10 protein-coding genes are annotated in these 13,238 nt (G+C 50.4%); 2 read left to right on the top strand and 8 right to left on the bottom strand.

Annotated features, from left to right (window positions below):
- Positions 1-107: 107 nt before the first annotated feature.
- Positions 108-1,685 (bottom strand): ABC transporter substrate-binding protein, encoded by a 1,578-nt coding sequence (locus ACR8BF_RS08745; protein ID WP_255434105.1) that lies wholly within the window; start codon positions 1,683-1,685, stop codon positions 108-110.
- A gap of 629 nt (positions 1,686-2,314) precedes the next feature.
- Positions 2,315-2,962, bottom strand: coding sequence for a YchE family NAAT transporter (locus ACR8BF_RS08740; protein WP_179895609.1), 648 nt, complete (start codon positions 2,960-2,962; stop codon positions 2,315-2,317).
- Positions 2,963-3,421: 459 nt separating this feature from the next.
- Here ACR8BF_RS08740 and adhE point away from each other — a divergent pair, with 459 nt between their 5' ends.
- On the top strand, positions 3,422-6,109 hold the full coding sequence (gene adhE, locus ACR8BF_RS08735; protein ID WP_434745872.1) for a bifunctional acetaldehyde-CoA/alcohol dehydrogenase: 2,688 nt from the start codon (positions 3,422-3,424) through the stop codon (positions 6,107-6,109).
- A 69-nt stretch (positions 6,110-6,178) separates the two neighbouring features.
- On the opposite strand, the gene tdk is transcribed toward adhE, so the two are convergent.
- The gene (gene tdk, locus ACR8BF_RS08730) at positions 6,179-6,799 is read right to left on the bottom strand and encodes a thymidine kinase (RefSeq protein ID WP_292992349.1); all 621 of its coding nucleotides are present in this window, start codon (positions 6,797-6,799) and stop codon (positions 6,179-6,181) included.
- A 410-nt stretch (positions 6,800-7,209) separates the two neighbouring features.
- On the opposite strand from tdk, the gene hns reads away from it, so the two are divergent.
- Positions 7,210-7,620, top strand: coding sequence for a histone-like nucleoid-structuring protein H-NS (gene hns, locus ACR8BF_RS08725; protein WP_179895606.1), 411 nt, complete (start codon positions 7,210-7,212; stop codon positions 7,618-7,620).
- A 75-nt stretch (positions 7,621-7,695) separates the two neighbouring features.
- On the opposite strand, the gene ACR8BF_RS08720 is transcribed toward hns, so the two are convergent.
- The 5 genes from ACR8BF_RS08720 to rssA all read right to left on the bottom strand — a co-directional run bounded on the left by ACR8BF_RS08720 (position 7,696) and on the right by rssA (position 13,204).
- On the bottom strand, positions 7,696-8,703 hold the full coding sequence (locus tag ACR8BF_RS08720; RefSeq protein WP_292992348.1) for an NAD-dependent epimerase: 1,008 nt from the start codon (positions 8,701-8,703) through the stop codon (positions 7,696-7,698).
- Positions 8,704-8,717: 14 nt separating this feature from the next.
- Entirely contained in the window at positions 8,718-10,058 is a 1,341-nt protein-coding gene (locus ACR8BF_RS08715; RefSeq protein WP_090960487.1) for a UDP-glucose dehydrogenase family protein, read from the bottom strand.
- A 22-nt stretch (positions 10,059-10,080) separates the two neighbouring features.
- Entirely contained in the window at positions 10,081-10,989 is a 909-nt protein-coding gene (gene galU / locus ACR8BF_RS08710) for a UTP--glucose-1-phosphate uridylyltransferase GalU (protein WP_013358052.1), read from the bottom strand.
- 193 nt (positions 10,990-11,182) lie between these two features.
- Positions 11,183-12,199 (bottom strand): two-component system response regulator RssB, encoded by a 1,017-nt coding sequence (gene rssB / locus ACR8BF_RS08705; protein WP_179895604.1) that lies wholly within the window; start codon positions 12,197-12,199, stop codon positions 11,183-11,185.
- A gap of 99 nt (positions 12,200-12,298) precedes the next feature.
- A complete protein-coding gene (gene rssA, locus ACR8BF_RS08700; protein ID WP_434745871.1) occupies positions 12,299-13,204 on the bottom strand; it encodes a patatin-like phospholipase RssA in 906 nt (301 codons plus the stop codon).
- Between the last annotated feature and the right edge of the window lie 34 nt (positions 13,205-13,238).

Here is a 13,238-nt window from a genome sequence, read left to right as displayed (position 1 = left end):
CGGTGTCCCCCGTCTCCAGGCTCCCTGGCCTGTAACCAGGGAGATTGACCCAAAAGGGTCTGTACGCTGATGCGCTATCCGTCTGTCTCGCCGAACAGGCGATCAGATCAGTGTTTTTTGATAAAATAGTACTTCAGGTCTGTCATGTCCTGCGGGTCTTTGCCCGTAAAGCCGCCAACCCAGGGCTTTACCAGGCGCACACTTACGCGGTAGTAAACTGGCACAATTGGTGAGTCTTTGTCGAGTTGTGTTTCAGCCTGCTGATACAGCCCGGCGCGCTGCGCCTCGCTACCCGCCGTCAGCGTCTCTGCCATCAGACGATCAAAGGTCGCGCTGCTGTAAAACGCGGTGTTAATTGAAGCGTTGCTGATCAGCATGTTCAGGAAAGTAGAGGGCTCATTGTAATCAGCACACCAGGTAGCGCGGACCACGTCATACTGCGCCTGATGACGTGTCTCCAGCATGGTTTTCCACTCCTGATTCTGCAGCGTCACTTTCGCACCCAGGTTTTTTTGCCACATCGATGCGGCCGCAATCGCCTGTCGTTTGTTCTGATCAGAGGTGTTATAGAGCAGCGTAAAGGTCAGCGGATGGGCGGCATCAAAACCGGCCTCGGCCAACAGCTTCTTAGCGGCTTCATTACGCTGCGCCTGCGTCCAGGTGAACCAGACGGGCGGCGTGAGTTTTATGCCAGCGGTGAAAGGCGGTGTCAGGCTGAAAGCCGGAATCTGCCCCTGGGCCATGATCTTATTGGCAATCACCTCGCGATCGAGGGTCATTTTCAGCGCGGCCCGCACCCGGGCATCGGTGAACGGTGCTTTTTTGTTGTTAATTTCATAGTAGAAGGTGCAGAGCAGCGGGCTAACCTTCACTTCATCGCCCAGCTCTTTGCGCAGCTTGCCAAACATCTCCGGCGGCACCGCACTGTTGGTGATGTCTGTGCCGCCGCTGCGGTAACGGTTGATATCACTGTTTTCAGAAGCAATCGGCAGGAAGGTCCCCTGCTCAATGACTGTATGTGCATTGTCCCAGTATTGAGGATTGCGCTTCACGACGATTTTTTCATTCACCACCCAGTCGCCCAGTGTATAAGCGCCATTACCGATGTAGTGACCGGGACGGGTCCAGGCGTCGCCCCACTGCTTAATAGCTGGTGCATAAACCGGTTTCATCGCCGTATGCGCTAACATCGCCACCAGGTAAGGCACCGGTTCGCTCAGGGTAATCTGCAGCCGATGCGCATCCAGCGCTTTTACGCCCAGTTGATCGGGTGATGCTTTACCGGCAAGGATGGCATCGATATTGGCAAAATGGGCGGCCTGCGGATAGCTCGAGTATGGCGATGCGGTTTTCGGGTCCACCAGCCGACGCCAGCTATAAACGAAATCAGCGGCTGTCACCGGCTCACCATTGCTCCACTTCGCATCATCACGCAGATTAAAAATCCAGACGGTGGGTTGCGGATTTTCCCAGCTTTTAGCGACCCCAGGCACGACCTGACCGCTGTTGTCGGTGTTAACCAGGCCATCCAGCAGGTTGTGAATAACATTGGATTCCGGCACGCCTTCAGTTTTATGCGGATCCAGCGAGGAGACTTCACTTCCGTTATTAATCACGATCTGCTGTTGTGCGGCCAGTGTCGTTCCCGGCGGAACGGTGGCGGCATAAGCCGGCGAAAAAGCCATGAACAGAACACCTGCGAGTGTTGACCGCTGTTGCTGTAAATTCTTTATCCCAATCATCCGAAACGCCAACCTTATTTAAGTATCCCGATAGGCTTAAGCAAAAAGCGTTCTCACTTTGGGCTTTAGGAGAAAAAAAATCACGTTGGGCCAAAAATTATCAGAAGCAGTAAAGGGGCGCCAAAGCAAAATAACGAAAATGTTAACTAATTCTCTTTTATCATGAGATGTCTGGCAGCGGAAGTGTTAATTTTCGTCCTGAAAATATCATATCAATATGAAAAATAGGTGATTTAGCGGGAAATCCTTTTTCAGTGCGGCATGTGGCGAAAAATCATGCCTCTTTTGGCATTTATATTGGGGAAACTGGCTGGAACGTGATGAAATTCAGACCACCAACCTTAATCTGGCAGATTATGAGGCAGACTGAAAAATGAATAGGAGAATATCGTGTGAAAATAGTGACATTATTTATCGGAAAAAAGTCTGTGAGCCAGCACGCAGTAATGAAATTTATAATCGAATGTTTCTGTTAAGCATTACGAATAATTGCATCGTAATGGTGCAGGAAAAGGCCCGGTTGCACCATTACGACTCACGCACTCACTTCACTGCCTGAAATAAGTGAGCTTCTAATTAAGCAGTCCAGGAAAAATGGACTTCATTCCAGTGACCACAAACTCAATACCCAGCGCCATGAGTAACAGTCCCATGATGCGGGTGATAACATTGATCCCGGTCTGACCCAGAATACGCACCATCAACGGCGCAGCCCGGAACAGCAGCCAGCAACAGAACGCAAAGAGGGCAATCGCCAGAGTAAAGCCCAGCAGGTTTAGCCAGCTGTTGTAGCGAGTACTCCAGACGATGGTCGAGCTGATGGCGCCCGGCCCAGCCATCAGGGGCAACGCCAGCGGCACAACCCCTACGCTTTCACGAATCGCTGTTTCTGATTTTTCCTGCTTATTCTGCTTATCCTCACCCAGCTTGCCGCTGATCATCGACATCGCAATGGTGACAACCAGAATCCCGCCCGCTATGCGGAAAGAGTCAATCGAGATGCCAAACACATGCAGAATCGCATCGCCGAGAAAAAGTGACGTCCAGAGAATAATCGCGACCGCCAGATTGGCAGTGAGGTTGGTTTTGTTACGCTCAGCCACGCCCTGATAACGGGTCATGCTGATGAACACCGGAATAATTCCCACCGGATTGACCAGCGCAAACAGCCCGACAAAAAATTTTATATAGCCTGATAAATCTAACAGCGCAGGGTTCACGACTTTACTCCGTACCACAGGGGGAAAACGCGCCTAATGTATGTGAAAACAGACGCAGACGCCAGATGCTGGCCCAGCTATTTATCCTGATGATTTACCGTCGCTTTAGCGGTTTACGCCAGAGATTAAAAAGTGACTGGATTTAGCCGCTGCAAGACCCGTTCTCACTAAGCGTAAACAGATTTGATAATCGACGAACTATAAACGGTGCTGAAAGGTGTCAGCTTGCGGTTAAATTGATCTGAATCAAAATTGCCCTACCCCAAACCAGGTAATCTTTTCGTAACGGAAGTATTAGCGGCAGCAAAGTAATTCTGGCTGCTGACAATAGAAGACTAGTTCAGTAAACAGTTGAAAATCCGGGCGTTCTTCCCAGGGCAAACGCGTTATTGCAACGTGACTATACTCAGGACGCAGGATTGTTTACTAAAAAAGTTTAACTTCCTTCAGGAGAACACCATGGCCGTAACCAATATCGCTGAACTCAATGCACTGGTTGAACGTGTAAAAAAAGCCCAGCGTGAATATGCCAACTTTTCTCAACAACAAGTCGACGCCATCTTCCGTGCTGCTGCCCTCGCCGCCGCAGATGCCCGTATCCCGCTTGCCAAGATGGCCGTTGCCGAATCCGGTATGGGCATCGTCGAAGACAAAGTGATCAAAAACCATTTTGCTTCAGAATATATCTATAACGCCTATAAAGATGAAAAGACCTGTGGTGTATTAGCCACTGACGATACTTTCGGCACCATTACCATCGCCGAGCCGATTGGCCTGATTTGCGGCATCGTCCCGACCACCAACCCGACTTCAACCGCTATCTTCAAAGCACTAATCAGCCTTAAAACCCGTAACGGTATCATTTTCTCACCACACCCCCGCGCCAAAGATGCGACAAACAAAGCGGCTGACATTGTTCTGCAGGCTGCGATTGCCGCCGGTGCGCCAAAAGATATTATCGGCTGGATCGATGCCCCTTCTGTGGAGCTGTCAAACCAGCTGATGCATCACCCTGACATCAACCTGATTCTCGCCACTGGCGGTCCGGGCATGGTGAAAGCGGCTTACAGCTCCGGTAAACCGGCGATTGGTGTGGGTGCCGGTAACACGCCGGTAGTGATTGATGAAACTGCCGACCTGAAACGTGCCGTTGCGTCAATTCTGATGTCGAAAACCTTTGATAACGGTGTGATCTGCGCCTCTGAACAATCCGTGATTGTGGTTGATTCGGTCTATGACGCTGTACGCGAACGTTTCGCCAGCCATGGCGGTTACCTGTTGCAGGGTGCTGAACTGAGTGCGGTCCAGAATATCATTCTGAAGAATGGCGGTCTGAACGCAGCTATCGTCGGTCAGCCAGCATTCAAAATTGCAGAGATGGCCGGTATCAGTGTGCCACCGAGCACGAAGATTCTGATTGGTGAAGTAAAACTGGTGGATGAGTCTGAGCCGTTCGCCCATGAAAAACTCTCACCTACACTTGCGATGTATCGTGCGGGAGATTTCCAGGATGCGGTTGATAAAGCCGAAAAACTGGTCGCCATGGGCGGTATCGGACACACCTCATGTCTGTATACCGACCAGGATAACCAGACTGAACGCGTTCACTACTTCGGCGACAAAATGAAAACCGCGCGTATTCTGATCAATACCCCAGCGTCACAGGGTGGTATCGGTGACCTCTACAACTTCAAACTGGCACCCTCTCTGACGCTGGGTTGTGGTTCATGGGGCGGTAATTCTATTTCAGAGAACGTCGGTCCAAAACACCTGATCAATACCAAAACTGTCGCCAAGCGAGCTGAGAATATGTTGTGGCATAAACTTCCTAAATCCATCTACTTCCGCCGGGGTTCACTGCCAATTGCGCTGGAAGAAGTGGCAACGGACGGTGCGAAACGTGCTTTTATCGTTACTGACCGCTTCCTGTTCAATAACGGCTATGCCGACCAGGTGACCCGCGTACTGAAATCACACGGCATCGAAACAGAAGTGTTCTTTGAAGTGGAAGCTGACCCGACGCTGAGCATCGTACGTAAAGGTGCAGAGCAGATGAACAGCTTCAAGCCTGATGTCATCATCGCACTGGGCGGCGGTTCCCCAATGGATGCTGCGAAAATCATGTGGGTGATGTATGAACATCCGGAAACCCACTTCGAAGAACTGGCGTTACGTTTCATGGATATCCGTAAACGTATCTACAAGTTCCCGAAAATGGGCGTCAAAGCACGTATGGTAGCTATCACCACCACGTCCGGTACCGGTTCAGAAGTCACACCCTTTGCCGTGGTTACCGATGATGCAACAGGTCAGAAATATCCACTCGCTGACTATGCGTTAACTCCGGATATGGCGATTGTGGATGCCAACCTGGTGATGGATATGCCGCGCTCACTCTGCGCCTTTGGCGGTCTGGATGCCGTTACCCACGCACTGGAAGCCTATGTCTCTGTGCTGGCGAATGAATACTCTGATGGACAGGCGCTGCAGGCACTGAAACTGCTGAAAGAGAACCTGCCCGCCAGCTATGCCGAAGGCGCTAAAAATCCGGTGGCGCGCGAGCGCGTACACAATGCCGCCACTATCGCCGGTATTGCGTTTGCCAACGCCTTCCTTGGGGTCTGTCACTCAATGGCGCACAAACTGGGCTCAGAGTTCCATATCCCGCACGGTCTGGCCAACGCCCTGTTAATCTCGAATGTCATTCGCTACAACGCGAACGACAATCCGACTAAACAGACCGCTTTCAGCCAGTACGATCGTCCGCAGGCGCGCCGTCGTTACGCCGAGATTGCTGACCACTTAGGTCTGAGCGCTCCTGGAGACCGCACTGCGCAGAAAATTGAGAAGCTGCTGGCCTGGCTGGATGAGATCAAAACTGAACTGGGTATCCCGACCTCAATCCGTGAAGCCGGTGTTCAGGAAGCGGACTTCCTGGCGAAAGTCGACAAACTCGCTGATGATGCGTTTGATGACCAGTGTACCGGCGCAAACCCACGTTATCCGCTGATTGCTGAGCTGAAACAGATTATGCTCGATACCTTTTACGGTCGTGAATTTGTCGAACCGTTTTCCAGCGTAGCCGAAGCCGTGGCTGAGCAGCCGGTAAAAGGCATTAAACTGGATAAGAAAGCCAAAAAAGTCTGACAGTCATGTTTTGATTGTCTGATAGCAAAAACCCGCCTCGGCGGGTTTTTTATTGCCTGAACCGCGCGATTAATTCAGCGGCGTCTGCGCGCCATGAATCGCCTGCAACGACCCCTGCTCTATCGCCTGTTTATAATGCTTGCGGCAGACGGAGATATAGCTTTCATTACCGCCAATCACCACCTGCTCACCCTCACTGAACGGTTTACTTTCACTATCCAGTCGCAGCACCATGCTGGCCTTGCGGCCACAGTGACAGATGGTTTTAAGTTCAACCAGCTTATCTGCCCATGCCAGCAGATACTGACTGCCCACAAACAGTTCTCCGCGAAAATCGGTACGCAGGCCGTAGCAGAGCACCGGAATATCCAGGTCATCAACAACATCAGAGAGCGCTTTAACCTGCTCTCGCGTGAGGAACTGACTCTCATCGACCAGCACGCAGTGAATCGGCTGCGCGGCATGTTCACGGGCAATATCGCTGTAGAGCGAAGTCTCTGCATTGTAGAGCATGGCAGGCGATGAAAGTCCGATGCGGGAACTCACCTGCCCGGCACCAAAGCGATTATCGATTTCAGCGGTGTAGACCAGTGAACGCATGCCGCGCTCCTGATAGTTATAGGAGGATTGCAGCAATGCGGTCGATTTCCCTGCATTCATCGCAGAGTAATAGAAATAGAGTTGGGCCATAGGAGCGTATCTTCATCGGGACTGAGCAGAATGGCGCGCATATTAACACAAAGCGTCAGCAATACGTTGCGGTTGATGGGTAAATAAAGCGCAACGACAACCCTTTTATACCTTCACACGCAGTTCCAGAAGCCTGTTATGTTCGTAACCTGAGGGAATAAGTTTTGCTTATTTTACTCGCAAAAAAAGGAATGACATTTTTGTTACCGTCGCGAATACATTAAATTTATTTCATAACAGACTAAACGAAAATATTTTTTATTCCGCATAACTCTGATTTTTTTAGCCAGCATTATTTTTAGTCACCAAAGTAATTAGTTCTCAGAAATTTTTTATGATTGAAGTTATTTAACGTCACCACTACTATTAGCGTGCAACACAACTTTTCCCCTTATTCAGAGACCAGGACAATGAGCGAAGCACTAAAAGTTCTTAATAATATCCGTACGCTGCGCGCCCAGGCCAGAGAGTATTCCGTAGAGACACTGGAAGAGATGCTGGAAAAACTGGACGTGGTGGTAAAAGAACGCCGCGAAGAAGAGTCGCATTTTCAGGCAGAAAATGAAGAACGCACGCGTAAGCTCAATCAGTATCGTGAAATGCTGCTGGCCGATGGAATCGACCCGAATGAACTGATTAACACGCTGAATGTCACTCCCCGAGCTGCGGCAAAAGGCAAACGCTCAGTACGCCCGGCTAAATATGGTTATACCGATGAAAAAGGCGAGTCCAGAACCTGGACTGGTCAGGGTCGTACACCGGCTGTGATTAAAAAAGCGCTGGAAGAACAGGGTAAAAAGCTGGACGATTTTTTACTGTAATAGCCTGCAACTTCGCTGCTTTAGTGGCAGTATGCTGCGCAACAAAAAAGGAAGCCGAAGCTTCCTTTTTTTTATTCAGACGCGATAAAAATCGCGGTACCAGTCAACGAAGTTTTTAACACCCTCTTCGACACCCGTCTGCGGTTTAAAACCAATAGCCTTAAACAGAGCTTCGGTATCAGCACTGGTTTCCAGTACATCACCGGGTTGCATCGGCATCAGGTTTTTCTTCGCAGTAATCCCCAGAGCTTTCTCTATCGCTTCGATATAGTTCATCAACGTAACCGGCTGACTGTTACCAATATTATAAACACGATAAGGCGCTGAACTGGTTGCAGGTGAACCGGTTTCAACCGTCCACTGATCATCCTGCTGCGGAATAACATCCTGCAGACGAACAATCGCTTCGGCAATATCATCAATATAGGTAAAGTCGCGTTTCATCTGGCCCTGGTTATAAACATCAATCGCTTCACCAGCAATCATTGCGCGGGTGAATTTGAATAATGCCATATCAGGACGGCCCCACGGACCATAGACGGTGAAGAAGCGTAATCCGGTTGTCGGCAACTGATAGAGATGCGAGTAAGTGTGGGACATTAACTCATTCGCTTTTTTCGTCGCCGCATATAAAGAAACCGGATGATCAACGCTATCTTCGGTTGAGAACGGCATCTTACGATTCAAACCATAAACGGAACTGGATGACGCATAGAGCAGATGTTCAATTTTATGATGACGGCAGCCTTCAAGAATATTGAGATGACCGATCAGATTGGAGTCTGCATAAGCATGAGGATTTTCAATGGAGTACCGGACGCCAGCTTGAGCACCAAGGTGAATAACGCGCTGGAACGTGTTCTGGTCGAACAGTGACGCCATTGCGTCACGGTCCGCCAGATCCATCTCAATAAAAGTAAAACCCGGATCGGCTTTAATTAAATTGAGACGGGCATGCTTGAGATTTACGTCGTAATAATCATTCAGGTTGTCGATACCGACAACCTGGTGACCGGCGGCCAGCAGACGCTGACTGACATGAAAACCAATAAAGCCTGCGGCGCCGGTGACCAGAAAGTTCATAAATCCCTCGTTAATTATGCAGTTTGAATAGACGCTCCGCGGCCGATTGCATAATAAACGAAACCGCGTTTGCTGATACGCTCTGGATCATACAGGTTACGACCATCAAAAATCACGGCTTCTTTCAGCGCATTTTTGATGATGTCAAAGTCAGGTGCACGGAAGTTTTGCCACTCCGTACAGATAACCAGACCGTCAGCGCCCTGCAGTGCCGCTTCTTTGGTACCCATCAGCTTAAGATCGCTGCGGTGACCATAGATGCGCTGCGCTTCATCCATTGCTTCAGGGTCAAACGCCTGAACAGAGGCGCCTGCTTCCCACAGCGTTTCCATCAGCACACGGCTGGAGGCCTCACGCATGTCGTCTGTATTGGGCTTGAATGACAGGCCCCAGAGTGCAAACGTTTTACCTTTCAGATCGTCACCAAAATGACGCTTGATGAAGGTAGGTAGCTTGTTTTTCTGGTTGTCATTCACATCTTCCACGGCCTGCAACAGACGTGGCTGATAGCCAATGGACTCAGCGGTACGGATTAGCGCCTGCACATCTTTCGGGAAGCAGGAGCCGCCGTAGCCACAACCAGGATAGATAAAGTGATAGCCAATGCGGGGATCAGAACCGATACCCTGGCGTACTTTCTCAATATCCGCGCCTAAACGTTCAGCCAGGTTAGACATCTCGTTCATAAAGCTGATTTTGGTTGCCAGCATGCAGTTAGCTGCATATTTGGTCAGCTCTGCGCTGCGGATATCCATCATGATCATGCGATCGTGGTTACGGTTAAACGGCTCATAGAGCTCACGTAACAGTTCTACCACGTCGTCGTTGTCGGTACCGACAACAATACGCTCTGGACGCATACAGTCATTAACTGCAGCACCCTCTTTCAGGAATTCAGGGTTTGAAACCACATCGAAAGTGATATTGGCATCACGCGCTTTCAGCGCTTCCGTCATTACTGCACGAACTTTGTCTGCTGTGCCAACCGGAACGGTTGATTTGTCGATAACCACTTTGTGATCGTTCATATGCTGCGCAATGGTGCGCGCTACGGCGGTCACATATTTCAGATCGGCAGAGCCGTCTTCATCAGGTGGAGTACCGACGGCAATAAACTGCATAACACCATGGTTTACGCCCAGCTCAGCATCAGTGCTGAACTTCAGACGACCCGCTTCGTAATTGGACATTACCAGCGGCGTTAAACCTGGTTCGAAAATAGGAATGATGCCTTTTTTCAGATTTTCGACTTTATTTGCGTCGACATCAATGCAGAGAACGTCATGTCCGACTTCGGCTAACACCGCAGCCTGAACCAGACCGACATAGCCGATACCAAATACAGTGACTTTCATCGAGTTATCCTGTGTTTATGAATTACTTTTTGTTGCCAACTGCGCCGTCGAGCCATTCAGAAAAATCTTTGCCCAACACCGGATGACGAACACCGTACTCAACGAAAGCCTGCATGTAGCCGAGCTTGTTACCACAGTCATGGCTCACGCCTTTCAGGTGATAAGCTTCAACAGTCTCTTTTTCCATCAGCATCGCGATGGAGTCAGTCAGCTGAACTTCGCCGCCTGCACCTGGAGGGGTTTTCGCCAGCAGTGGCCAGATGTCTGAAGAGAGAACATAACGACCCACTACCGCCAGGTTTGATGGTGATTCTGACGCTTTAGGCTTCTCAACCACACCGACCATTGGTGCGCTGTCGCCTGGGTTCAGTTCTGCGCCCTGACAATCGACAACACCGTAAGCAGTAACATCAGCAACCGGCTCAACCATGATCTGGCTGCGGCCAGACTCTTCATAACGGCTCAGCATTTCAGCCAGGTTATCTTTGGTTGGGTTAGATTCATATTCATCGATGATAACGTCTGGCAGGATGACGGCAAATGGCTCATCACCGATCAGTGGGTGTGCACACATCACTGCGTGACCCAGACCTTTAGCGATACCCTGACGGACCTGCATGATGGTGACGTGTGGCGGGCAGATCGACTGGATTTCGTCCAGCAGCTGACGCTTAACGCGTTTTTCCAGCATTGATTCCAGTTCGAAGCTGGTATCAAAGTGGTTTTCGATGGCATTTTTTGATGAATGCGTTACCAGCACAATTTCGTTGATGCCAGCAGCGATACACTCGTTAACGACATACTGGATTAACGGCTTATCAACCAGCGGTAACATCTCTTTTGGAATCGCTTTGGTAGCTGGGAGCATACGCGTACCCAAACCCGCTACCGGGATTACCGCTTTTTTTACTTTGGTATTATTGGCAGACATTAAGATACCTCTCTTATAGGCCGTTCAAGTTAATACTTGATATGTCGGTTTAAATTCGGAAATGAGTATATCAGTTAGTATCGAACGGATTTATCCTGGAAGGGACCAAACCGTCGAAATTAAGACTATTACCCAACTGTAAAGCTAAACTCTGGCCCTGTCTTCAGCGCCAGAATTCGTGTGTTATTACGGCTTATTCTTCCGTCGAAAGCATCAGCCGGATGCGCCCGCCCGCGCCCCAGACGTGGCATTGCCAGCTCTCTGCGCGCTGACTGATCTGGTTAAGATGGGTGCTGCCCATAGTGCCAAGGGGGACGCCATTACTGAGTTGAATCTGATGGGCATGAACATGGAGGGTGGCGTTTAATCCGGCCGAAACCAGGATTAAGTTTTTTAAACCTCGGTGATAATAACCCACCAGCAACGGGAACTGACCGCTCAGGTTCGCCTGACGCAGCAGCAAATTGACCTGCCTGAGCAGTCCGTTAAGCTCAGGCAAACGCTGTTTTTGCCCGGTCAGTTGTTCCTGTAGCAGGCCATTGAACAGCGCCCGCAGCAGGAGAGCCGCCAGTACTCCGTTGTCACCGGCACGCGTCACATCCAGACAGTAAAATGCCAGATCTTTATCTGAGAGCGCCGCGATATCCAGCACCAGGCCAGGCTGCTCCGCCATCGTCAACTGACGGTAGTTAACCCGACAGTTAGCAATCGTCTGTTGAACCGGTGGCTGGAGTTGCTTGAGCAGTTTGGCGGCTGCTTTTGGATCGCGAACCAGCGCATCCCAGTCCTGGAACAACTGCTCATCCTCTTCCACTTTCGAGGTGAACATAGAGGGATAGAGGCACTCATAGACCGCTTCACGGAAGCGTTCAAAGTTTTTCAGTGGCTTAAGCAGCACATCCTGCACCCCAAGACGCAGTACGTGAGCGATATCAGACATGTTTTCAGTGGCCGAAATGATTAAAATCGGCACGACGTTGCCACGAGTACGAATGTGCTCAACGAACTGAATGCCGCTCATGCGGGGCATTTCCAGATCGCAGATAATCAGGTCGACAGTATGCTGTTGTAGTTGTGCAATTGCTTCCAGACCATCTTCCGCTTGTAACGTCACAGCACCCATCGATAACAAAAATTGGTCCAGCAACGAACGGAAAACAGCCTCATCTTCGACAATGAGTATCTTTTTGCCGAGTAGTGGTTTTTCCATTCTTTCCCCCTGCGTACCAGATATTTCAATAGTGGTTCATAAAACGCAGTTGCGCCTTTCAGAATTGCCCGAAGTCACCGCTTTGAATGAACAACTTCATTATCTGCCACGGACCAGTGGTAATAATTCATCCATTTTCTTCTCTACGGCCACCCTGCCTGCCTCGATGGCCTCTTCAGCACGATGAAAGTCCAGCGTCGAAATCTGCGGACAGACCGGCTGAATCAAAACATCAGGCGGATCGCCTGCCATGCGGTTTCGCTTAAGACGGTTTTCCAGAACCTGTATAGAGGTAGACATTATCTCCATCGCACCAGGCGACTGAGACGCACGGCGTTGGGTAAAATTCACCAGGCGCTGTCGCAACTTTCCACCCCAACTCAATGCCGCTGCTGCGGCTTCTTCTTCACTGTTCTTAGGCGTAACGGAAAAGAGATCCTGCTGCATTAAATGCGCGTCATGCTGTAAATCAACGGCGATAACAATGTCTGCCCCCAGGGCACGGGTCAGCGAAATCGGCACCGGATTGACCACAGCACCATCCACCAGCCAATACCCATTGTAGCCCACCGGCGGTAATAAACCTGGCATACTGCACGATGCGCGTACGGCCTGATGCAGATCGCCCTCGGTCAGCCAGAGTTCACGGCCGGTGCTGAGGTTAGTGGCCACCACACCAAAAGGTTTATCACAGTGTTCAATCGCATCATTGGGGATCAGCTGACGGACATGGCTGAACACCCGCTCGCCGCGTAACAGTCCGCCACGTTGCCAGGAGACATCCATCAAGCGAATGACATCCCAGTAGCGAAATGCACTGACCCATTTCTGCATCAGCGGCAGGCGGTTATTGACATAGGCAGACCCGACTAATGCCCCGACAGAGCAGCCTGCAACGACGTCGATCTCAATACCGGCACGCTCCAGCGCGTTGATCACGCCAATGTGTGCCCATCCTTTGGCGGCTCCAGACCCCAGAGCCAATCCAATTTTTACCTTTCTCATTTGTATCTGGTCCTGCCGTCAATACGTAGCGTCA

Source organism: Candidatus Pantoea rara (assembly GCF_051136265.1).
In the GTDB taxonomy this organism is placed as follows: Bacteria; Pseudomonadota; Gammaproteobacteria; order Enterobacterales; family Enterobacteriaceae; genus Pantoea; species Pantoea rara.
This window is presented reverse-complemented; position numbering and strand designations above follow the sequence as displayed.